The organism is Halomonas sp. CSM-2 (assembly GCF_002119345.1).
Taxonomy (GTDB): domain Bacteria; phylum Pseudomonadota; class Gammaproteobacteria; order Pseudomonadales; family Halomonadaceae; genus Vreelandella; species Vreelandella janggokensis.
On record NZ_NBYR01000026.1, the window covers coordinates 17,767 to 39,855 of the forward strand.

Annotated in this window: 19 protein-coding genes, 1 tRNA gene and 1 pseudogene; 19 read left to right on the forward strand and 2 right to left on the reverse strand. The window is 56.0% G+C overall.

The features are described 5' to 3' along the window. Nucleotides 1-3: 3 nt before the first annotated feature. Nucleotides 4-2,265: a phosphoenolpyruvate--protein phosphotransferase gene (gene ptsP / locus B7L15_RS17730; RefSeq protein ID WP_085920236.1), complete on the forward strand. Its 2,262-nt coding sequence runs from the start codon at nt 4-6 to the stop codon at nt 2,263-2,265. Nucleotides 2,266-2,274: 9 nt separating this feature from the next. Here the strand turns inward: ptsP and B7L15_RS17735 are convergent, their stop codons facing one another. Further along, nucleotides 2,275-3,045 carry an NRDE family protein gene (locus B7L15_RS17735; RefSeq protein ID WP_085920237.1) on the reverse strand — a complete coding sequence of 257 codons (771 nt, stop codon included), beginning with the start codon at nt 3,043-3,045 and terminating at the stop codon, nt 2,275-2,277. 193 nt (nt 3,046-3,238) lie between these two features. On the opposite strand from B7L15_RS17735, the gene B7L15_RS17740 reads away from it, so the two are divergent. The 13 genes from B7L15_RS17740 (at nt 3,239) to hutC (ending at nt 15,583) form a co-directional block, all read left to right on the forward strand. Further along, entirely contained in the window at nt 3,239-4,411 is a 1,173-nt protein-coding gene (locus B7L15_RS17740; protein ID WP_085920238.1) for a response regulator, read from the forward strand. Beyond that, the gene (locus B7L15_RS17745; RefSeq protein ID WP_085920239.1) at nt 4,408-5,208 is read left to right on the forward strand and encodes a sulfite exporter TauE/SafE family protein; all 801 of its coding nucleotides are present in this window, start codon (nt 4,408-4,410) and stop codon (nt 5,206-5,208) included. The genes B7L15_RS17740 and B7L15_RS17745 overlap by 4 nt, the downstream gene beginning before the upstream one ends. 86 nt (nt 5,209-5,294) lie before the next feature. Further along, entirely contained in the window at nt 5,295-6,083 is a 789-nt protein-coding gene (gene lgt / locus B7L15_RS17750; RefSeq protein ID WP_085920240.1) for a prolipoprotein diacylglyceryl transferase, read from the forward strand. 92 nt (nt 6,084-6,175) lie between these two features. Then, a complete protein-coding gene (locus B7L15_RS17755; protein ID WP_085920241.1) occupies nt 6,176-7,003 on the forward strand; it encodes a thymidylate synthase in 828 nt (275 codons plus the stop codon). Next, on the forward strand, nt 7,000-7,533 hold the full coding sequence (locus tag B7L15_RS17760) for a dihydrofolate reductase (RefSeq protein WP_085920242.1): 534 nt from the start codon (nt 7,000-7,002) through the stop codon (nt 7,531-7,533). Before B7L15_RS17755 ends, B7L15_RS17760 begins: the two co-directional genes overlap by 4 nt. 45 nt (nt 7,534-7,578) lie before the next feature. Continuing rightward, on the forward strand, nt 7,579-8,370 hold the full coding sequence (locus tag B7L15_RS17765) for a ProQ/FINO family protein (RefSeq protein ID WP_085920243.1): 792 nt from the start codon (nt 7,579-7,581) through the stop codon (nt 8,368-8,370). 260 nt (nt 8,371-8,630) lie between these two features. After that, on the forward strand, nt 8,631-9,701 hold the full coding sequence (locus tag B7L15_RS17770; RefSeq protein ID WP_085920244.1) for a porin: 1,071 nt from the start codon (nt 8,631-8,633) through the stop codon (nt 9,699-9,701). 110 nt (nt 9,702-9,811) lie between these two features. Further along, on the forward strand, nt 9,812-10,795 hold the full coding sequence (locus tag B7L15_RS17775) for a hypothetical protein (protein ID WP_085920245.1): 984 nt from the start codon (nt 9,812-9,814) through the stop codon (nt 10,793-10,795). Nucleotides 10,796-11,098: 303 nt separating this feature from the next. Continuing rightward, nucleotides 11,099-11,233, forward strand: coding sequence for a hypothetical protein (locus B7L15_RS19885; protein WP_254902978.1), 135 nt, complete (start codon nt 11,099-11,101; stop codon nt 11,231-11,233). After that, nucleotides 11,227-13,113: a sensor domain-containing diguanylate cyclase gene (locus tag B7L15_RS17780; protein WP_139839391.1), complete on the forward strand. Its 1,887-nt coding sequence runs from the start codon at nt 11,227-11,229 to the stop codon at nt 13,111-13,113. The genes B7L15_RS19885 and B7L15_RS17780 overlap by 7 nt, the downstream gene beginning before the upstream one ends. Before the next feature lie 113 nt (nt 13,114-13,226). Further along, the gene (locus tag B7L15_RS17785; RefSeq protein ID WP_085920246.1) at nt 13,227-14,174 is read left to right on the forward strand and encodes an AEC family transporter; all 948 of its coding nucleotides are present in this window, start codon (nt 13,227-13,229) and stop codon (nt 14,172-14,174) included. Between the two features lie 51 nt (nt 14,175-14,225). Next, nucleotides 14,226-14,302, forward strand: a tRNA-Arg gene (locus B7L15_RS17790). A gap of 564 nt (nt 14,303-14,866) precedes the next feature. After that, the gene (gene hutC, locus B7L15_RS17795; protein WP_085920247.1) at nt 14,867-15,583 is read left to right on the forward strand and encodes a histidine utilization repressor; all 717 of its coding nucleotides are present in this window, start codon (nt 14,867-14,869) and stop codon (nt 15,581-15,583) included. A gap of 47 nt (nt 15,584-15,630) precedes the next feature. On the opposite strand, the gene B7L15_RS17800 is transcribed toward hutC, so the two are convergent. Continuing rightward, on the reverse strand, nt 15,631-16,953 hold the full coding sequence (locus tag B7L15_RS17800) for a YjiH family protein (RefSeq protein WP_085920248.1): 1,323 nt from the start codon (nt 16,951-16,953) through the stop codon (nt 15,631-15,633). Nucleotides 16,954-17,262: 309 nt separating this feature from the next. Here B7L15_RS17800 and hutI point away from each other — a divergent pair, with 309 nt between their 5' ends. From hutI to B7L15_RS19415, 5 genes and pseudogenes are all read left to right on the forward strand, one after another. Further along, nucleotides 17,263-18,477, forward strand: a complete 1,215-nt coding sequence (hutI, locus tag B7L15_RS17805) for an imidazolonepropionase (RefSeq protein WP_085920249.1) — start codon at nt 17,263-17,265, stop codon at nt 18,475-18,477. Next, entirely contained in the window at nt 18,467-19,429 is a 963-nt protein-coding gene (hutG, locus tag B7L15_RS17810; RefSeq protein WP_085920250.1) for a formimidoylglutamase, read from the forward strand. Before hutI ends, hutG begins: the two co-directional genes overlap by 11 nt. A gap of 54 nt (nt 19,430-19,483) precedes the next feature. After that, entirely contained in the window at nt 19,484-21,163 is a 1,680-nt protein-coding gene (gene hutU / locus B7L15_RS17815) for a urocanate hydratase (protein WP_085920251.1), read from the forward strand. Nucleotides 21,164-21,177: 14 nt separating this feature from the next. Beyond that, nucleotides 21,178-21,836, forward strand: a pseudogene (locus B7L15_RS17820) (aromatic amino acid lyase); the annotation flags it as partial. Nucleotides 21,837-21,902: 66 nt separating this feature from the next. Then, nucleotides 21,903-22,089: transposase (locus B7L15_RS19415; RefSeq protein ID WP_254902979.1), on the forward strand; the 187-nt coding region annotated here is incomplete at its 3' end.

The following is a 22,089-nucleotide window of genomic DNA, read 5'->3' on the forward strand; positions in this document are numbered from 1 at the left end:
TCCATGCTTGAGGTTCTGCGCCGCGTTATTCAGGAAGTGAATGGCGCGCGCAACCTGGATGCTGCATTGGCCACCATGGTGCGGCGCATTCGCAAAGCGATGCAAACCGATGTGTGCTCTTTTTACCTTTACGATAAAGAGCTTGAATCCCTTGTGCTCATGGAAACTATCGGTCTGCGCACTCAGGCCGTCGGGCAGGTGGTGCTTCCACTAGGCGAGGGTCTGGTGGGGCTCGTCGCCAAACGCAGCGAGCCGCTTAACCTCGAAGATGCTCAATCTCATCCCCACTTTCGCTATTTTGAGGCGACCGGCGAGGAGCGTTATTCGAGCTTTCTGGGTGTTCCCATCATCCATCAACGTCTCATGCTGGGTGTGCTGGTCGTGCAGCAAGCCGAGCAGCGCCAGTACGACGACGAAGACGAAGCCTTCCTGGTGACCATGGCGGCTCAGCTCGCGGGTGTGTTGGCGCACGCGTTGGCGACAGGCAATTTAAACCGCCGTGCGCTGCCCAGTGGGCAGACCATGTTCAAGGGCGTGGCTGCGTCGCCGGGTATGGCGATGGGTGAGGCCGTGGTGATCACTCCGCCATCGGATCTCAACAGCGTGCCTGATCTGGTCCCCAGTGATGAGGACTTCGAAGTCGCGCGGCTCAAGGAGGCCATTGGCAAAACGCGCGCTGAAATCCGTGCGGCGGCTGAACGATTGGTCAATCGTATTTCGACCCAGGAGTTGGCGCTGTTCGACGTTTATCAACAAATGCTGGGTGAAGCAGCGCTTTCAGAGGAAGTTGAAAAACGTATTCGTGAAGGGCAGTGGGCACCTGGTGCCCTGGCCGACGTGGTTCGACGTCATGTGCAATACCTTGAGCGCGTGGATGATAATTATCTGCGCGAGCGGGCGGCGGATATTCGCGACCTGGGGCGCCGCGTGCTGGCCCACTTGCAGGAGGATTCCCCCTCAACGCCGGAGACCTATCCCGATAACGCCATACTGGTCGGCGATGAAATCAGTGTTGCGATGCTCGGTGAGGTGCCCCGCGACAAGTTGAAAGGGCTGGTGTCGGTGCGCGGTTCGAGTACGTCTCACGTAGCGATTGTTGCCCGCGCAATGGGCATACCCACGGTGCTTGGCATGGTGGATCTGCCGCTTCCGCGCCTGTCGGGAGCGCCAGTCGTGCTCGACGGCCACCGGGGGCGGTTATTCGTCAGGCCTGCCCCTGAGTTGAAAGCCCGCTATGAAAGCCTGATTGCCGAAGAAGAAGCCCTCAGTGAACTGTTGTCGCACGAACAGGATCTGCCCAGCGAGACGCCGGATGGTCATGATATGCCGCTGATGGTGAATACAGGGCTTGCTGTCGATGCCGCTGCCTTGCTCAAAAGCCGTATTAGTGGCGTGGGGCTTTATCGTACCGAAGTGCCGTTCATGATTACTGAGCGTTTCCCAGGCGAGAAAGAACAGACACGACTCTACCGCGATCAGTTGGAAAGCTTTTCGCCGCTACCGGTGGTCATGCGTACGCTGGATATCGGCGGCGACAAAGACCTGCCGTATTTCCCGATCGAAGAAGCCAACCCCTTCCTGGGCTGGCGCGGCATGCGAGTGACCCTGGACCACCCTGAAGTCTTGATGGTTCAGCTGCGGGCGATGCTGAAAGCGTCCAAGGAACTCGATAACCTCTACGTACTTTTCCCGATGATTACCAACGTCGAAGAAGTGGACGAAGCACTGCGATTGCTGGACCGTGCGATCCTGGAGCTAGGCGAGGAGGGTATCGACGTAGAGCGTCCCAAGGTGGGGGTAATGATCGAGGTGCCGGCCACTATCTATCAAATGGATGCCTTGGCCAAGCGGGTGGATTTCTTCTCGGTGGGCAGTAACGACCTGACTCAGTACCTTCTTGCGGTAGACCGTAACAACCCGCGCGTTTCTAGCCTCTATGATGCACTGCACCCAGCGCTGCTTGGTGCGCTGCAGGAGCTGTCCCAGGATGCACAACGACTCAAAAAGCCTATTTCGTTGTGCGGTGAGCTGGCCGGTGACCCGTCGGGGGCATTACTGCTAATGGCGATGGGCTTCACCAGCCTGTCCATGAATGCCCCCAGTCTGCCCAAAGTGCGCGCGGCGATTCGCCGTGTTCCTTTCAGGGATGCCCAGCAGTTGCTGTCGGAAGTCATGCTGCTGGATACGCCTGCTCAGGTGCATATGCACCTGGATAAACGGATGGATGACTGGCAGCTCTCGCATTTGCTACCCCCGCGTGACTAGATGCGTTGCTCAGCGCTCGCAAGGGACGCTGAGCGTCGTTTCTCCTTCAAATGTCCCACACGGCCCAAAACGTTGCTCGGTGAGAGAGATGTCGCCATTGTCAGCTAGCGTTAACCAACTGGTGGCACGTGTACCGTAGCGTTCGCCGACGATAAACGCTGCTGATAGCTGTTTTTCAAGTTCGGTTCCCACGCCGGTATCCGGTAGTGCGGATAGGGGGGCTTGCCGAGAATTCTGGAAGGCGTCCAGCGCCTTCCCCGGGAAGTGCATGGGGTCAACCTCTTCAAGCGCAGCTCTGGCCGTTAGCAGTTTCGGCCATGGGCTGTTGAGTGTCGCATTAGACAGGCCGTGAATGCCCGCCGACACTTCATGGAGTGACACCTGCTCGCGGCCGCGATGCAAGCACCAAAGCTGAGTCGGGGTGGCAACCAGCAAGTTGAACCCCGCGTACTCAGTTGCCCCGCCGTCAGCGAGGTTGTCTAACCAGACCATGATGTTGTCGCACTCCAATGCTTGTTTCACCAGATGCCCGCGGCTTGGCGCGCCAGGCGCTGAGGCCAGGGCAGGATCACGAACATTGGTAATCGCCGCGACCCTGCCCTGATGACTGGCGGCAAGCCAGCTTCCTCCTGCCTCCAGATCGCGTCCACCTACCAGGCAGGGAGCGTCCTGCCAGGTTGCGAGGGGGGCTGTTGGTCGCGCATGGAACTCATCGCGGTTGCCGATCAGTTGCAAAGGGGTTGCAGATTCGGGGTGCCAGCGGAAAGCGATTAAACACATGGAGGGCTCAATGTCAGGTTAGTGTTTGTCAGGTGAGTGTTTCAGACAGTGCGTACATGACACTCCACGCGTCTCGACGTACACTTGCTGCCTGTCATTTCCTACACTAACGCAAATTACCGCAAAAATTCGTGGATTATCAGGTTTACGCATTCGTTCGAGTCAATTTGCCAGAGAGGAAGGCGCTTCTTTTATGCAACCTAGTCAGCGGGAACATTTCTGGAACACGTTGATATGGCCAGTGCTTTGGCCATTACTACTCCTGCAGGCCACGCTGGTGGTGCTTTGCGTGCTGTTGGTTTGGCTGATTGGCTGGGCTTCGCCTGGCTACGCCTCATGGAGCATTTCGCTATGGTTGATGCTAGCACTACTGGTTGGCAGTTGTTTGAATGTGGCGGCGTTTTTGATGCTTGTGAAATCACGTGCCAAGCACAAAGAAGCGCGCCTGATGCAGCAGTTGGTTGAGCTCGAGAGGCATACGCAAGCCATCAGCCAGCAAATGTCGACAGCGTATTCTCAACAAGCGTCAACGCTTGACGAACTCCCTAAAACACCGCCTTTCGCACGCATTGCTAACGTTAATCGCGTGTTGGCAGGCCTGTCGACGTCGATGGCTGACGGTTCTTCATCAACACCGGAGAAACCGGCCAGCGCTGACGAAGATGCCAAGGTGCTACTCGATGACCTGCATGACCAGCAGCAGCAGGTAAAACGTTTGCTCGCCGGGCGCGACCGAGCGCGAGAAGAGTCGCGGCTCAAATCCGAGTACCTGGGCTTGTTACAGCGCGAGACCGATGCGCTGTTTGCACGTTTGAGTGAGCAGTTAAATAGTGAAGTCAGCGAAGATTGTCGGGCCAACATGCTCGAGGTGCGCGAGCGAATCGCGGATATTCGGGCATTGCTAATGAACCTGGTGCAAGACCGTGACGTCCAGACTGAGACTTCCGATCCAGCACCGGTGGCAATGTCGCTGCGCGTGCTGGTTGTCGATGACGGCCCTGTTAATCTCATGTTAGCGCGTCAGATGCTCGAAAATCACGGCCTGTATGTCGAGGGCGTGAGTAGTGGAGAACAGGCGCTGGAGCGTCAACAGCAAAGCGATTTTGACCTTGTTTTCATGGATATTTTCATGCCCACGCTCAGCGGGTTGGAAACGACCCGTCGCTGGCGGGAGGTTGAGGCAACCCAGGGGAGTCGCAAAAGTGTTCTCGTTGCGCTTACGGCGAACGCTGACAATATGGGGCAGGACGAATGCTTGTCTGCAGGGCTCGATGATCTGCTGACCAAACCCTATCAGCCGGACACCCTGCTGGGCATCATTGCCAAGTGGTTTCCCGATAATCAACGAGCACCGTCTGGCGCATGAGTACCTTGACGATAACGTTAGGTTATTGGCTGCTTGGCGCTGTCGCCGGCACGATGGCGGGTCTTTTTGGCGTCGGGGGCGGGTTGATTATTGTGCCCGCTTTAGCCGCGGCCTTTACCCTGCAAGGGCTATCGCCAGATGTTGTGATGCACCTTGCCATCGGTACCTCGCTGGCTACCATCGTGGTAACGGGAACGTCATCCACATTGGGCCACTGGCGACGGGGAAGTATCAATCTTGCCTGGTTTCTCGCCTTGCTACCCGGGTTGATGGCCGGTGCCATTCTGGGGGTGCTGGTTGCCGGGCAGTTGGAAGGGCCGCTGCTGGGTACGTTGTTTGGTCTGTTTGTCCTGTCGGTGGCCGTTAAAATGGCGCTGGGGTTCAGGCCTTCGCCACGCCGGGGTGCCCAGACACCCCGTTATGCGATGGTTCTGGCAGGGAGTGTCATTGGGGGCGTGTCGGCGTTGTTTGGCATCGGCGGTGGCACCTTGGCGGTTCCATGGCTGTCACGCTGTGGGGCGAGTGTAACCCAGGCGGTGGCGACATCAGCCGCTTGTGGTGTGCCTATCGCGTTATTCGGCACCGCCACTTTTGTATGGATGGGCTGGAACAATTCCCTGTTGCCTCCCTGGGCCACGGGTTATGTGATGTGGCCAGCCTTTATCATCATTGTCATGACAAGTATTCCCTTCGCCCGCCTGGGCGTTCGATTGGCACACCGACTGCCCAGCCATGTCTTGCGCTGGGCATTTGCGGCCCTGCTCACTGTTGTGGGGCTTAAGTTTTTATTGAGCTAGACATCGCTCAGCAAGACATGGTCGTTGAGCTTATCGCGTTAATCCTATTCAGACATATTAATAGACCCACTAAGTAGAGAGCCTAGATGATTAATTATCCAACAATCGACCCGGTTGCCATCGCCATTGGGCCGCTGCAAGTTCATTGGTATGGGCTGATGTACGTCGTGGGGTTTGTGGCCGCCTGGTGGTTGGGTTGTCGGCGAGCGGCGCGAATTGGGTTGAACCGGGACGATATCGGCGACTTGCTGTTTTACTGTGCCATCGGGGTGGTCGCCGGAGGGCGCTTAGGCTACGCGCTGTTCTATGGCCTGGGCCAGTGGACGGCCGACCCGCTATGGGTGTTTAAGGTCTGGGATGGCGGCATGAGTTTCCATGGCGGCCTGATAGGGGTGCTGCTGGCGGCCTGGCTCTTTGCGCGGCGTAAGCAATTGGCCATATTGACGTTAACCGACTTTATTGCCCCCCTGGTGCCCATTGGGCTAGGCGCTGGCCGCATCGGTAATTTCATAAACCATGAGCTGCCCGGACGTATCACCTCGATGCCCTGGGGGATGCCATTCCCCGGTATGGGGCCGGAACCGCGTCATCCATCGGCCCTTTACGAAGCGTTGTTAGAAGGCCTCGTGCTGTTCTGTATCATATGGTGGGCATCGGCCAAACCGAAAGCGCGCGGCTTTATCTCAGGCCTGTTCTTGCTTGGTTACGGCATATTCCGCTTCCTGGTCGAGTTTTTCCGTATGCCCGACGCCCATATCGGCTTTATCGCCTTTGGCTGGGTGACCATGGGCATGTTGCTGACGCTGCCCATGATCGCACTGGGCACCGTGTTGATTGCCTGGTCGCGCCAACAGCCGGTGGATGCAGTTCGGTGAATTTTGGATAGTGAGTCGTCAGTGGTTCACTGTTCGCAGGCGACTCACATGTATAGAATAGACGTTAATTGATGACTTGATCTGGGATTGCCGTGACTGCAACGACGCCGATGAAAGAGGCTCTCGAACAGCCCTATTTGGATTTAATGCAACTGGTATTGAATCAGGGAACCGATCGCCATGACCGCACCGGGGTGGGCACCCGCTCGGTGTTTGGCCACCAAATGCGCTTCGACTTGTCGCGTGGTTTTCCGCTGTTGACCACTAAAAAGCTGCATTTGCGCTCGATTATTCATGAGCTGCTGTGGTTTTTAAAAGGCGATACCAACATCGCCTACCTGAAAGATCATGGCGTGCGTATCTGGGATGACTGGGCGGATGAAAACGGCGACCTGGGGCCGGTTTATGGTTATCAGTGGCGTAGCTGGCCCGACCCCAAAGGCGGCAGCGTTGATCAAATTGCCAATGTGCTGGAGCAGATTCGCACGTCGCCCCAGTCTCGTCGGCTGATAGTGTCAGCCTGGAACCCGGCTCAGGTGGACGATATGCAACTGCCGCCATGCCACTGCCTGTTCCAGTTTTACGTGGCGAACGGGCGACTTTCCTGTCAGCTTTATCAGCGCAGCGCCGATATTTTCCTGGGCGTGCCGTTCAATATCGCAAGCTATGCCTTGCTGCTGAGCATGGTGGCTCAGGTGGCCGGGTTAGAGCCTGGTGAGTTTGTGCATACCTTGGGCGATGCCCACCTTTACAGTAATCACTTGGCCCAGGCGGAGCAGCAGCTTGGGCGCACGCCCAATGCACCGCCGCGGTTGAACCTGAACCCCGAGGTCAACGATCTCTTTGATTTCCAATTCGACGATATCGAGATAGTCGACTATCAGCCACACCCCCACATTAAAGCAGCGGTGGCGGTATGAGCGAGTTCGAGTCGTTGGTGCCGGTGGCCATGATTGTGGCCATGGCGAAAAATCGCGTTATCGGAGTGGAAGGGCAGTTGCCCTGGTACTTACCCGAAGATCTGAAATTCTTTAAGCGCATGACCCAGGCCAAACCGCTGGTGATGGGGCGTAAGACCTTTGCCTCGATTGGCAAGCCGTTGCCGAATCGGTTAAACATCGTGGTGACCCGTCAGGAAGCGTTCGCTCACGACGGTGTTCGAGTCTGTCACGACCTGCCGGCAGCACTTGCGCTGGCGGATCAGCAGGCAACCATTGAAGCGGCCGAAGAAATCATGGTGATGGGCGGGGGAGAAATATATCGTCAAGCCATGCCGTATGCGACCCGACTCTATGTCACAGAAGTTGACATTGAAGTGGAAGGTGATGCGTACTTTCCCTTGTTAGACCCCAGCGAGTGGCGTGAAACGCAACGCGTAGCCGGGCAGCCTAACGAACAGCAGCCTGATTATGCGTTTGTTACTTACGAGCGCATCGTGGCAGAGGCCTAGCTGTGTTCAAGCTGTGTCTAAAAGCACCGCGAAGGAGAGCCCAGAATGTCGGTTAGCACTAAATCGGTAAGCGCTGAATCAAGCCCTATGGCGTTATTGGACGATCTGGAACGGCGCTTGATGCTCACGCAGGCAGAGCTGGCCCAGTTGCGTGCGGAAAACGCCAAGCTAAAGCAGCAACTGGCTCAGGCCCCCGGGTCGACGCCATCGGAAGCAGAGGCATCTGATGCTCAACAGTCGGCTTTTGAGTTCGTAGGCTCAAATGAAACAGACGAGTCTGAGCTCGAAGCGACGGCCTCGTCAGCGGTTGATGTTCCCGCGCAAGGGGCGCCCGGGTCTGAGCCTCCATCGCCGCATGCACTGCTGGCACAATGGTACAAACGCTACCCTAAAGCGTTTTTCAAGGGGCATACCCAGCCGCTGAAGGTGGGTATACACCACGATTTGGCAGAGCGTGAGCCATGGTCGGGTAAGCTCATTCGCCGCGCGCTGGCAAACTACGTCAATCTGCCGCGCTATATAAAGTCGGTGCGGGAGGGGGCCACTCGGATTGATCTGGAAGGCAATGAAGCGGGAGTGGTAGACGCGGAAGCCGCGCGCCATGCGGCCCAAAAGCGTGCCCAACAGGTGTCTTCTCCGCCAAATGAGCCTGTCCAAGCGACCAAGGAAGCCCCCTCTCGCGCCAAGACGGCAAAGCCCAAGAAACCCAAGAAACAAACATCTGAAAAAGCGGGTGGCAGCGCAAAAAATACACCGACGGACGCTAACAAACCGCAAAAGCAACTCAGCCTGGAAGATAAGCTCTTGGGCTTGCAGCAGAAATTTCAAGGCCGATAGGACCCCGCTTAAGTGGGCTTGGTTCCAAAAAAAATCACAAATAATAAAAAAACAGTGTTTTTTTCTATTGCGTTCCTCTGAATCCCGGTATAGAGTTTGCCCTGCGAGCATTGGAATATAACAAGGTGTTGTTGAGGAAGTGCCGCATTGAATTGGGAATGCTCCCGTCAGTGACACAAGAGCACACCCAGCATACCGTCTGTCGACCTTAGGTCGGACAGAAACGATCAAAACAGTAAGCTTGTTAAGGAACCTACACCATGAAAAAGACACTTTTAGCGACTGCTATCGCTGGTGCTGCATTCGCCTCTGGCGCCCAGGCAGCTACCATCTACAACGAAGATGGCACCAAACTTGATCTGTACGGCAACATTCAGATGGCCTACAAAAGCATTGATCAAGGTGCTGATGGCAGCGAAGACGAAATTTTTGACAACGGCTCAACCGTTGGTTTTGCTGGTGAGCACCTGATTACTAGTGACTTGACCGGCTATTTCAAGGCTGAGTTTGAGCACGAGTCTGATGAGGCAAAGAACAATGGTGGTCTTAGGGGTGGTGATCAAGCCTACATGGGCTTGAAAGGTAGCTTTGGTGATGCTCGCCTAGGCTCCTATGATCCGCTAATTGACGACTGGATCCAAGATCCGATCACCAACAACGAATTCTTCGATGTCTCTGACTCAAGCTTCTCTCGCTCTCTGGATTCAGTACGTCTAGTTGGTGAACAAAGCCGCGAAGGTAACAAGTTCACGTACACTTCTCCTTCTTTCAGCGGTGTTCAGTTTGCGGTAGGCACTCAGTATGAAGGTGATGCTGAAGATGAAAACTTCTCTGGCTCAAGCAACGCCTCTGCTTTTGGTGGTGTGAAGTATACTGCTGACGCTTTCTCTATCGCAGCTGTCTATGACAACCTAGATAACCTGGACGGTACCTATGGTGGTGTAGACGTCGACGCAGGTGATCAATATGGTGTTACTGCACAGTACACCATCGATACACTTCGCATTGCTGCTAAAGTAGAGCGCTTTGAAACAGATAATGCTGATACCGAAGACGCTAACTTTTACGCCCTGGGTGCGCGTTATGGCTACGGCAACGGTGACATCTACGGTGCTTACCAGTACGTAGACGTTGGCGCTGGCGACTTGCGTAATACTCTGGGAGATACCATCTCAGGCGACTACGAAGCTAATGAAAGCTACAACGAAGTGATCTTGGGCGCTACTTACAACATCTCTGACGCCATGTATACCTTCGTTGAAGGTGCTATGTACGATCGTGAAGATGATAAAGAAGACGGCGTAGCGGTTGGTGCTGTCTACTTGTTCTAAACCCTCTTTCGAGACATGGGGGTTCCCAGTCTCCTAGGGTTTTGATATATAAAGCCGATCCCTTAGGGGTCGGCTTTTTTTATATGTGGGTACAAATGGAGAGTGGTGTTATGAAGAAAGTAACGTTGACGGCTAGTCTGCTAGCTCTTGGAATCTGTATTGCGAGCACTCCCGTCGTCGCCAGTACCATCGAAGAGCGCTTTCGCGAAGAAGGCAAGCAAATGGATTTGACGCGTTTTCTTAGCTCCGAAAACGATGCCCGCAGTCGTAGCTTTTTTTACGGTAGCGTTCACGAGCATGACTTCACGGTGGATGAGGAAGGCACTTATATATTCAGTAGCCAGGTGCCGGCGGGAGAGTCGGATGACTACCGTGTTGATGTTGTCTTGATGGATGATGCGGGCAATGTAGTCGCACGTGATGAACTGAACAGTAATGAGCGGTTGAGTCAGGCACTTGTGCCTGGCGACTACGTTTTGCAGGTACAGGGCTATAAATACGGCAGCACGAGCACCGGCGGCAACAGTTTTTATGTCACCGTGGGTGGGCAGAATGTTGACCAAGGCATTTCAACCGGTGACGCCATTGCCTTTACGGGGAATCGTCGCGAAGGGGGCCAATCAGCCTTTGTACGCCGATCAGACACGGTGGTCGCCATTGCTGCCAGTAATGATTCTGTTTCTCAAGAAGAGCCCTCTTCATCGTCTAACACCAATGAGCGAGTAGCCAATAACGCGGCCGGCCAAGCATCGAATTCTGAAAGCCGTCAAGGCTTCCAAGAAATCGTCACCGACGTGAAAATTCGTGCAAAAGGGGAGGTGCTCAACTTCGAAATGCTCGAGGCCGGGCCTATTCTCATTACCACTTCCACCTTCGGTAATAACAGCAGTGAGTACCGTATCGTGGCAGAAGTCCTGAATGACCAAGGCCAAGTTGTAGCCCGTGATAGTGGCGAAGGTTTTGATGGTGATATTGATTTACGCACTGAGTTGCCACAAGGCCGTTACAGCATCCATGTTCAGGGGCAAAAATTCGGTGGTGCTCGTTCAGGTGTTAACAATTACGAGTTGAGAGTTAAGCGTCTGGATCCATAACACATCGTTCATATTCATCATGATAAGCCCCAACAGCGTTGGGGCTTAAGGATCGAATCCTGCCGGTTTTTACCCTTGTCCTATGACGACTTCGCAATGTTGACCGAGCCGCTATACCGATGCCGATATCGTTACACAGCTCTGTGGTGACAGATGTTTACTAGAAGGAGTTGTCATCAGGGTATGAGTCACGCTTGATTCTTTTGTCGTAAACGCTCAGGTAACGGTACTATAGGCCGATAAACAATCGAGATAGCAATTTCCTACGTTGAATATTCGGCAAAGTAAGCGAGGTGCGAGGGTTTGGTTCGCTGGTTAACACGCAAAACTTGCATCAGCTCGCTTCAGAACCGAATGCTGATGGGACTGGCTATTACCTGGCTACTGGTTGTGGTGCTGGTACTGGGAATGGCCTGGCAGTTGGCAATTCCATGGTAAAGGCCACCAATATGGCGCACTTGCGCTATGAATCGACGTTGGTGGCTGACGAGGTTACCGAGCAGATAGAAGCCCGTATTGATGCGTTAAGTCGTCTCGACAGCCAGGTCGAGGACGATGAGAATCGTGACGCCATACGCGCCACCCTGAAACGCAATGAAGCCCTGATGGCGTGGTTCGAAGGTGTCGTCGTCGCCAATAAAGAAGGGCAAGTGATTGCCGACTGGCCGAATGTTGCCGGGCGTGAAGGGTTGGATACCTCTCAGTTGGAATACTTTAAAATGTTGCGTGGCGCACAAAGGCCTTATGTGAGTGAGCCCTTTGTGGGCCGTGCCAGCGGTATGCCCATGGTCCTGATCAGCGTGCCGCGCCGTGATGAACGCGGTGAGTTTAAGGGCTTTTTAGGCGGGATTGTCAGTCTTGATTCCGGTGGCCTGTTTGATCGCCTATCGCGTGTAAGATTAGGCGAAGAAGGCTACGTCGGTGTGGCGACGGCGTCGGGGAAGATTCTTTATCACCCTAACCGAGACCTGATCATGACCGATGTGCCGGATAGGGATTTCAATCCCTGGCTAAACCTGGCATTGGATGGCTGGGAAGGTGAGTCCATCGGCTCGCTGCTTAACGGCCAGGAGGGTTTTCAGTCCTACGGTCAGGTTTGGCCAGCAGACTGGGTCGTCGGCCTGTACTTGCCCAGTGATCAAGCCCTAGCGCCGCTGAATGATTTTCTGCAACGACTGTGGTGGCTCGGGGTTGCGCTGACACTGCTGATGCTGCCGGTACTCTGGCTGATCCTGCGCCGCATGCTGTCGCCATTAAAGCATTTGGCCAAACAGATCGGGCAAGTGGGGCGTGGTGAGCGCGCGCGAGTGGAGCTTGGCACCCGGATGCAAGAGTTGCAGCACGTGGCGGGCACCTTCAATCGCGTTGAGGACGAGCGCCAGGTATTAATGGCCAACCTTCAAGAGCGAGAAGCCTTTCTTGACTCTGTGCTGAATGCCACTCCCCAAGGCATGTTCGTCGCCAATTTTGATGGCGACATTACCTATATGAACCCTGCATTGCTCGATATGCTCGATATCCAGCCGAATACCCCGATGGAGACCTGGCTACATAAAATTCATTCGGATGATCGGGGGGGCGCCAAGGATATGTGGCAACACAGCTTGAAGTCCGGAAGCGATTTCGTCCGACAGTTGCGCTTTATGCGCAATGAGAAAGAAACGCTATGGCTGGATATTCATGCGCGAGTGGTCATGCTCTCCCAGGGCGGACATTCGCTGGGCTTGGTAGGAGTGGTCAAGGATATTACCGAGCGTCGCGAGCAGGAGGCCATTCAGCGCTGGGAAGCCGAACATGATCCGCTAACCGGCTTGCTTAATCGGCGCGGTTTCGAGCGGCGCCTTGATGATGCTTTTGCTGAGTTTCAAAAGACCAGCACGCCTTCGGCGCTATTGTTGTTTGACCTTGACCATTTCAAGCCGATTAATGATGAGGGCGGTCATGCGCTGGGTGATGAAATGCTTAGGCGCATTGCCCAAGTGGTGGCCTGGGAGGTGCGTCGCAGCGATCATGTTGCCCGTCAGGGCGGTGATGAGTTTGGCGTTCTTCTGCCCAGCTGTACCTTGAATCAGGCAAAAAAAATAGCTGAATCCCTTTGTCATTCAGTGGGGGAAATTTCGGTTGTTCATGAAGGCAAAGAATATAGCGTAACGCTAAGCATTGGGGTCACGACCTTCCATGAGGATGATGGCAGTACTGAGGACGCAGTGGCTCGTGCCGACGCCGGAAGCTACGCGGCGAAAGACAAAGGCCGCAATGGGGTGGTAGTCAATTTGCATGACGAAAAAGAAGCTGACATTGTTAATCTTTTTGAGTAGTGTCTAGCCCAGCCTTTCATTACTTCCACTTTGGTCGACAAAATCTCGCCAACCGTAGAATATAAGCAGGTGCTGTTCTTGATATTGATATTCAGGAAAAGAGATTGCCGCCTGTGAGCCTATTTGAACTTTTTGCCCGGACCCTTGATGTTACGTTGCCTGTCTTTGCCATGGTATTCATTGGTTTGGGCTTAAAGCGACTGGGCTGGATTGATCGGGCATTCGTATCCACCGCCTCTGCACTGGTCTTCAGGGCGACCTTGCCGACGCTGATCTTCCTGAGCTTGATTAAAGCTGATCTGGCCGTGGCGCTGGATATACCGCTGTTGGTGTTTTTCGCCTTGGCGACGCTTTGCCAATGCGCGCTCAGTTGGGGGTGGGCGCGCTTTCGGATCCCGCGTCGGGAGCGTGGTGTCTATGTGCAAGGCGCATTTCGCGGTAATTGTGGCGTGGTGGGGCTGGCCCTGGCGGCGGGCATGTACGGCAACTATGGTCTTTCGGCAGGTAGTTTGTTGCTGGGTATTGTCATCGTTACATATAACGTTCTTTCGGTCGTTGTGCTGGCGATGTATCAGCCTGGCCAGGCCACCGACTGGCGAAGTCTGCTCTGGAAGATCGTTACCAACCCGCTGATTATCGCCGTAATAGCCGCGCTGCCATTCACTGCCTGGTCAGTTGAGTTGCCCCGCTGGTTGATGACATCGGGCGATTATTTTGCCTCTCTTACCTTGCCGCTGGCACTGATTTGTATCGGGGCCACTCTGTCGGTTAGCAGTCTGAGAGATAATCAGGAGGTTGCACTAAGCGCCAGCGTGATGAAAATGGTCATTCTTCCCGTCTTGTCGACTGGAGCTGCTTGGCTGATGGGGTTTTCCGGGCAATCGCTGGGCCTGCTTTTTCTCTTCTTTGCCAGTCCTACTGCGGCAGCCAGCTTTGTCATGGTCAAAGCGATTGGTGGTAATGTCGCCTTGGCAGCCAATATCATTGCCATCACCACACTGATGGCCAGCGTGACGGTAACCGTTGGGATTTTTGCGTTGCGATTGCTCGGCTGGATATAGCCCATGCCTTGGCCTGGGTTGGCCGAGACGTTATAATCCGCTTGTCTATAAGTCCCTGTAGCTCAGCAGGATAGAGCAGCCGCCTCCTAAGCGGCAGGTCGCAGGTTCGAATCCTGCCTGGGACGCCAATTAAATCAGTTGGTGAGTTGTGCATTTCCCTTAGTGTTTCCGCTGCATTTTCATTTCCTCTTCGCAGGTGCCCCTAAAACTCTCGCTTCTGTCAGTTATTCAAAACCTTCCTTGCCTTTGATTCCGCAGGTTTTTCAGAAATCGAATGTTATTTCATCAACCTATTAGCCCGGACTGGTTTAACAGGTAAACCCCAGAATTATTCGATGTGTGAGCTTTTTGTATGCCTGGCTAACAAATAGTTATAGACATTCCACCCATAATTCTTGTGTTTAGTTCATACATAAGGACTTTAATGGAAATAGTGTCAGATGATTCTTTCTTAACAGATATAAAGCTTTTTAAGCGTGACTCGATTTCGCGATCGGCGTTGTGGCGGCGACTGGAGGAGAGGAACGTGCCTCCAGGCAGCAGAGTTGAACCTCGCGCGATAAAGGTTATTGGTAGAGGTTCACAGCTTCACATCACTGGTATGCCTAAAAACGCGAGAAAGCGTTTGTGACTTTGCTTTAACGTGTAAACTATATGTATATACATTGATGGCAGTGAAAAAAGGTGCTTTTATGGCTAGCTCTTCTCCTCTCTACCAGCAGATACAGAAGCATCTGCTGGACAAAATAAAAAGCAACGAATGGCCATCGCACCATCAGATCCCACCAGAAGAGAAGCTGGCACGTGATTTCAATGTCAGCCGCATGACCGCTAACAAAGCGATCCGTGATTTGGTGCAGAAAGGGTATCTGACGCGCCAGCCAGGGCTCGGTACCTTCGTGACCGACCGCAAGGCCGAGTCATCGCTGGTCGAGGTGTACAACATCGCTGAGGAGGTGCGTTTACGTGGACACCGCTATGGCAACCAAGTGTTGATCTGCGAAGCCATTGAGGCCGATGACGAGGTGGCGTTGCGCCTGGGGGTCAGGCTTGGTAGCCGCGTCTTTCATACCTTGATCGTGCATCTGGAGGATGAGGTGCCGATTCAACTGGAGAAGCGCTACGTCAATCCACGCTGGGTGCCAGACTATCTAGATGCCAACTTCACCACTCACACTCCCAATGAGGTGTTGGTGGCCGCCTGCCCCATCACCGATGTCGAACACATCGTTGAGGCGATTCTGCCCGAAGCACAGGCTGCCGAATGGCTGAGTATTGATACGGCTAGCCCCTGTCTCAGCATGATTCGGCGCACCTGGTCTGGTGAGCAACTGATCAGCTACGCGCGGCTGCTCCATCCTGGGGAGCGGTATAAGCTGCGTTCATCAATGCATCGAGAGCTGAGCTGACCCCGCGGGTAGCCAAGACCAACGCCAATGCAAGTTTGACGGTGGACTCAGCCAGTTAGTGTCTGCACCAAATAACCGGTGGGTACCGCCAGCAACAGGCTCAGCGCCACGCGGATAAACCACACGATCAGCATCTTTCCCACCGTCAGAGGGATGCTGGTTGAGAGAATACAGGGGATGGAGGCCGAGAAGAACAGGACGGCGGAGACCGACACCACTCCCGCGGCGAAGCGAGCGGCGAACTCGGCCTCAGCCATCAACAGCGCCGGTAGGAACATCTCGGCAAGCCCGGCAGCAGAGGCCTGAGCCAGCATTGCGGCGTCCTCCAACCCCCACACGGCCACGAATGGGTAGAACACCCAGCCCAGCCATTCGAACAACGGCGTGTACTTGGCAGCCAACAACCCTAGCAGGCCCACCGACATAATCGACGGCAGGATGCTGATTGCCATCACCAACCCTTCCTTGAAATTAAGTGCCACGCTGCGATGTAGGCTTGGTGCTTTGGCTGCCACCTCCAGCCCGACCTGCCAGGCGGTAACCAGCCGCTTACCGGGTTCAGCCTCCGGTTCGCCATCCTCCACACTGTCATCCATGCGCGAAAGTGGCGGGAATCGGACGGTGACCGCGGTGACGATGAAGGTGATCAGGAGTGTCAGCCAGAAGTAGAGGTTCCACACCGCCATCAAATCGAGGGTCTTGGCGACGATGATCATGAAGGTGGCCGAGACCGTGGAAAAGCCAGTGGCGATGATAGCCGCTTCTCTGGCGGAGTACTGCCCCGCCTGATAGACCCGGTTGGTGATCAGCAGTCCGATGGAGTAACTGCCGACGAAAGAGGCCACCGCATCGATGGCACTGCGCCCCGGTGTGCGCCAGATGGGGCGCATCACCGGTTGGATCAGCACGCCGATCAGCTCCAGTAGCCCGAAGCTGATCAGCAGGGCCAAGAAGATGGCGCCGATGGGCACGATCAGACCTACTGGAATCACCAGCTTGTCGAACAGAAAAGGCAGTATATCGGGCTCGTGTAGAAAGGCGGGTCCCCAGCCTGTCAGTGCCATTAGTGCCGCGATGACCCCGAGCAGTTTTAGCACCGTGAATAAGCGTTCTGTGAGGTTGCGGTTCCAGTAACCACGGACCAGCGGGTAGGCAGCACCCGCCACGATCAGCGCCAGCGCATAGAGTCCGCTGGCATCACCCAATAGACTGCGGGCGCCGGTCACCATGTGATCAAGCAGAATCGTGCTGTGTCCATTGATCTCGACCGGAACGAAGAAGATCAAGATACCCAGGGCACTGGGTAGGAAGAGCTTGAGGATGGTGATGCGGCTGGCCCGCTGTTGGGGGTTGTCGCTTGGGGGTTGCATGGCACACCTCTCGATGGTGATGGCAGAAGGGAACATTTTGCTTGTTAATGTATATACATAATTTACGCCCCAGATCTTATCCGAGCCACTCTTTGTGATTAGACATTGGTCTAATTAAAGAGTGGTTTTTATTATCTTGCATCTCGACGATTTATAAATAAACAATTGAAAAATATATAAAATTTTTTATTTTCAGTGTTTTTTCTATCCAGCAGATACACCTTTGAACGATATTCAGGGGGTGACTCGGCGCGTCTTCGGAGCTAGCCTTATTGTATATACATAATGTGCCTTATCCGAGGAGGTTCCATGTCTAACACCGAAAAGCGTCGTTTGTGGCGCGACGTCAGTGTCTTCGACGGTCTCCACACCCTGCCGGAGCCCATGGCCGTGATTACTCAGGGTGGTCGCATCGTCTCTCTGGTTGCCATGCATGACTTCGTTGAGCATCAGGCTGAAGGCTGTGACGAGATGGGGCGTGGCGGTGTCATGACCCCTGGCCTGGTGGATTGTCACACCCATCTGGTGTTCGGCGGTTCCCGTGCAGACGAGTTCGAGGCGCGCCTGGAGGGAGTTGGCTACGAAGAGATCGCCCGCCGTGGAGGCGGCATTCTAAGCACCGTGTCGGCCACTCGCGATGCTAGCGAGCAGGCGTTGTTCGAACTGGCTAAGCCGCGCCTTGAAGCATTAATTGCCGATGGTGTCACCACCGTGGAGATCAAGTCCGGTTATGGACTGACGGTCAAAGACGAACTGAAGATGCTGCGAGTGGCGCGCCGCCTCGGTGAGGCACTGCCGGTGCGTGTGGAGACGACACTGCTTGGCGCGCATGCGGTGCCGCCAGAATTCGAGAATGACAGCGACGGTTATATCGACCTGGTGTGCCAGGAAATGATACCGGCTGCAGCAAAGGAAGGCTTGGCCGATGCCGTTGACGTGTTCTGCGAGAAGATCGCCTTCTCGGTGGCCCAATGCGAGCGGGTGTTCGAGGCGGCCGAGGCCCATGGCCTGCCAATCAAGGCCCATGCCGAGCAACTCTCCAATCTGGGCGGCACCGCCATGGCGGCCCGCCACGGGGCGCTCTCCGCCGACCATATCGAGTACCTCGATGCGGCTGGGATTGCTGCCATGCGGCAGGCCGGTAGCGTCGCCGTGATCCTGCCGGGGGCTTTCCATACTTTGCGTGAGACCCAGCAGCCGCCCATCTCAGCACTGCGCGAGGCAGGCGTGCCCATGGCCGTGGCCACCGACGCTAATCCGGGCAGCTCGCCGCTGTTCATGCCGACCCTGATGCTCAACCTGGTCTGTACCCTGTTCCGCCTGACGCCTCAAGAAGCCCTGGCCGGCATGACTGCCCATGGCGCTTCCGCTCTTGGTCTCAAGGGCGAGGGGCGGATCGAGGAGGGTGCCCGCGCCGACCTGTGTGTCTGGGACATCGATACCCCGGCTGCGCTGGCTTATGCCGTCCAGCCAGGACGCCTGCGTCAGCGGCTGTTCCAGGGAGAACTGACTCATGCCATCTGATAATCCGCTCGAAAACGCTATCGACATGACGCCCTGGAAAGGACGCACCGATCCCGAGCCCCATAGCGAGCGCTGGCACCAAAAAGTTCAGCCACTGAATGGGAGTGGCGCCCCGGGCTGTGCGTTGCTGGGCTTTGCGTGCGATGCGGGAGTGGCGCGCAACCAGGGCCGTGTGGGTGCTGCCGAGGGACCCGCCGCATTGCGCCAGGCACTAGCTCCGCTAGCTTGGCACCGTTGCGGTCCAGCCTATGATGCCGGTGACGTGCGCTGTAAAGGCGACGCCATGGAAGATGCCCAGCAAGTCCTGGCTGATCGTCTGAAACCATTGCTCGACGCTGGCCACCGACCCATCGTGCTAGGCGGCGGCCACGAGATCGCCTATGCCAGCTGGACGGGGCTCGCCCAACACCTGGCAGGTCGAGGCGAGACCGCGCCGCGAGTCGGCATCATCAACTTCGATGCCCACTTCGATCTACGCGACCCGGCTCACGTACGCTCCTCCGGCACGCCGTTCTCGCAGATCGCCGACGACAGTCAACAGCGAGGTTGGCCGTTTCGCTACGCCTGCTTGGGCGTGAGTCGGGCCGCTAATACCCGGGCGCTGTTCAACCGAGCGACCGAACTCGGCGTGCTGGTCCGCGAAGACCGGGACTTCGACACGCGTTACCTCAATGCCATCCAACGTGACTTGGAACGGTTCATCGCCCGTTGCGACCACCTCTACCTGACCATCGATCTGGACGTGCTGCCTGCCGCCGAAGCGCCTGGGGTGAGTGCCCCGGCTGCTCGTGGCGTCTCGCTTGCCCTGATCGAGCCGCTGATTGAGCGCATTCGAGACAGCGGCAAGCTGCGCCTGGCCGACCTGGCGGAGCTCAACCCCGGCCATGACATCGATGGCCGCACCGCCAGGGTGGCGGCTCGCCTAGTGCACCTGCTGACCCTGAATGATTAAGCGCTTAAGGCTCAACGTTCCTGATCACGAACATCACCCTCAGAGGAAGACACCATGACGATGCACGACAATCGCCACGACCCCTCCCGCAAGATCGCCGCTCCCACTGGTACTGAGCGCAGCTGTAAAAGTTGGCTCACCGAGGCACCGCTGCGCATGTTGATGAATAACCTGCACCCTGACGTGGCCGAGCGGCCCGAGGATCTGGTGGTGTATGGCGGTATTGGCCGCGCCGCCCGTGACTGGGAATGCTATGACAAAATTGTTGATACGCTCCAGCGCCTGGAGGACACCCAGACCTTGATAGTGCAGTCCGGCAAGCCAGTCGGTGTATTTGAAACCCATAAAGACGCCCCTCGTGTACTCATTGCTAACTCTAACCTGGTACCCGCCTGGGCCAACTGGGAGCACTTCAACGAGTTGGATCGTAAAGGCTTGATGATGTATGGACAGATGACCGCAGGTTCGTGGATCTACATCGGTTCTCAGGGCATTGTCCAAGGCACCTACGAAACCTTTGTCGAGGCAGGTCGCCAGCACTTCGATGGCGAACTGAAAGGGCGCTGGATACTGACTGCTGGCCTTGGTGGTATGGGCGGTGCGCAACCGCTTGCGGCTACTTTGGCTGGTGCCTGTTCGCTCAACATCGAGTGCCAGCAAACCAGTCTCGACTTTCGCCTGCGTACCCGATATCTGGACGAGCAGGCGGAGGATCTTGACGACGCCCTGGCACGCATCGAGCGCTATACCGCCGAGGGTAAGGCGATCTCCATCGGCCTGTGTGCCAACGCTGCTGATGTGCTCCCGGAGCTTGTCAAACGTGGCGTCAGGCCCGACATGGTCACCGATCAGACCAGCGCTCATGACCCGCTGCATGGCTATCTGCCAGCAGGCTGGACATGGGAAGAGTACGTCGCCCGCGGAAAACGCGAGCCACAAGCCACCGTCAAGGCTGCCAAGCAGTCCATGGCAGTGCATGTCCAGGCGATGCTCGACTTCCAGAAGATAGGTGTGCCGACCTTCGACTACGGCAACAACATCCGCCAGATGGCGATGGAAGAGGGTGTTGAGAATGCCTTTGATTTCCCCGGTTTCGTGCCAGCCTACATTCGCCCGCTGTTCTGCCAGGGCATCGGCCCCTTCCGTTGGGCGGCGCTGTCCGGCGACCCGGAAGACATCTACAAGACCGACAAGAAGGTGAAGGAGCTAATTCCCGACGATCCGCACCTGCACAACTGGCTCGATATGGCGCGCGAGCGCATCAGCTTTCAGGGCCTGCCAGCGCGCATCTGCTGGGTGGGTCTCAAGGATCGTGCTCGTCTCGGCCAGGCATTCAACGAGATGGTCGCCAATGGCGAGCTAAAGGCGCCGGTGGTGATCGGTCGTGATCACCTGGACTCTGGCTCGGTGGCCAGCCCCAACCGCGAGACCGAGTCGATGATGGACGGTTCCGACGCTGTCTCCGACTGGCCACTTCTCAATGCCCTGCTCAACACCGCTGGCGGTGCCACTTGGGTCTCACTGCACCACGGCGGTGGCGTGGGTATGGGTTACTCCCAGCATGCCGGTGTGGTGATCGTCGCCGACGGCACCGACGACGCCCACGCCCGCCTGGGCCGCGTGCTGCGCAACGACCCGGCAACCGGTGTCATGCGCCACGCCGATGCAGGCTACGAGATCGCTAAAGAGAGCGCCCGCGAGCACGGCCTCGACCTGCCGATGCTGGACAAATAACAGGAGATTTACTGATGACCCATCTCGAGATTCAACCCGGCAAGATGACGCTGGCTCAGGTGCGCTGCGTCTTTGAGGGGCATGTGCCGGTCAGGCTCTCGGAAAGCGCCAACGCCGATATCCATAAAAGCGTGGATTGTGTTAACCGGGTGGTCGCTGAGAACCGGACTGTCTACGGCATCAATACGGGCTTTGGACTGTTGGCCCAGACCCGTATTGCCAACGAGGATCTTGAGGCGCTGCAGCGCTCGCTGGTACTTTCCCACGCCACCGGTGTCGGCGCGCCAATGGACGACGCCCTGGTGCGACTGATCATGGTGCTCAAGGTCAATAGCCTGGCCCGCGGCTATTCTGGTATCCGTCGCGAAGTACTTGATGCCCTCATTGCACTCATCAACGCTGAAGTTTATCCACATATTCCGTTGAAGGGCTCAGTAGGCGCCTCTGGGTCCTGGCGCCGTTGGCGCACATGAGTGTCGTACTACTCGGCGAAGGCAAGGCGCGCTATCGGGGGGAGTGGCTCTCCGCCAAGGAGGCGCTGAAGGTGGCAGGGCTAGCCCCGATGGAGCTGGCACCCAAGGAAGGTCTGGCGCTGCTCAACGGTACCCAGGTTTCCACCGCCTATGCGCTGCGCGGCTTGTTCGATGCCGAGGATTTGTTCGCTGCGGCTACTACTACTGTGTCATAAATAGATATGTTATCAATACGTATTGTGTCATCTGTATAGCGATTTCGCATGATGGTTAACGACGCACTTCACGACCGCTTCGAGACGTATCTTGATGAGTTAGCCCCTCGGCTAGGCCATGCTGATCGGGTACAGGGGTTCCAGAATTACTGCCGTGGTTTGATGCTGCCGCTGGAACGTAAGAGTATCGAGCCCATCGCCGCTAGTGTCGATCCAAATAACGTTCAGGCCTGTCATC

Coding starts and splice junctions, on each gene's coding strand:
- B7L15_RS17760 (WP_085920242.1), top strand. CDS start 7,000: ATGAGCGAGTTCGAGTCGTTGGTGCCGGTGGCCATGATTGTGGCCATG.
- B7L15_RS17775 (WP_085920245.1), top strand. CDS start 9,812: ATGAAGAAAGTAACGTTGACGGCTAGTCTGCTAGCTCTTGGAATCTGT.
- B7L15_RS17800 (WP_085920248.1), bottom strand. CDS start 16,953: ATGCAACCCCCAAGCGACAACCCCCAACAGCGGGCCAGCCGCATCACC.
- hutC (WP_085920247.1), top strand. CDS start 14,867: ATGGCTAGCTCTTCTCCTCTCTACCAGCAGATACAGAAGCATCTGCTG.
- ptsP (WP_085920236.1), top strand. CDS start 4: ATGCTTGAGGTTCTGCGCCGCGTTATTCAGGAAGTGAATGGCGCGCGC.
- B7L15_RS17780 (WP_139839391.1), top strand. CDS start 11,227: ATGGTAAAGGCCACCAATATGGCGCACTTGCGCTATGAATCGACGTTG.
- B7L15_RS17735 (WP_085920237.1), bottom strand. CDS start 3,045: ATGTGTTTAATCGCTTTCCGCTGGCACCCCGAATCTGCAACCCCTTTG.
- B7L15_RS17745 (WP_085920239.1), top strand. CDS start 4,408: ATGAGTACCTTGACGATAACGTTAGGTTATTGGCTGCTTGGCGCTGTC.
- hutG (WP_085920250.1), top strand. CDS start 18,467: ATGCCATCTGATAATCCGCTCGAAAACGCTATCGACATGACGCCCTGG.
- lgt (WP_085920240.1), top strand. CDS start 5,295: ATGATTAATTATCCAACAATCGACCCGGTTGCCATCGCCATTGGGCCG.
- B7L15_RS17740 (WP_085920238.1), top strand. CDS start 3,239: ATGCAACCTAGTCAGCGGGAACATTTCTGGAACACGTTGATATGGCCA.
- B7L15_RS17765 (WP_085920243.1), top strand. CDS start 7,579: ATGTCGGTTAGCACTAAATCGGTAAGCGCTGAATCAAGCCCTATGGCG.
- hutU (WP_085920251.1), top strand. CDS start 19,484: ATGACGATGCACGACAATCGCCACGACCCCTCCCGCAAGATCGCCGCT.
- hutI (WP_085920249.1), top strand. CDS start 17,263: ATGTCTAACACCGAAAAGCGTCGTTTGTGGCGCGACGTCAGTGTCTTC.
- B7L15_RS17770 (WP_085920244.1), top strand. CDS start 8,631: ATGAAAAAGACACTTTTAGCGACTGCTATCGCTGGTGCTGCATTCGCC.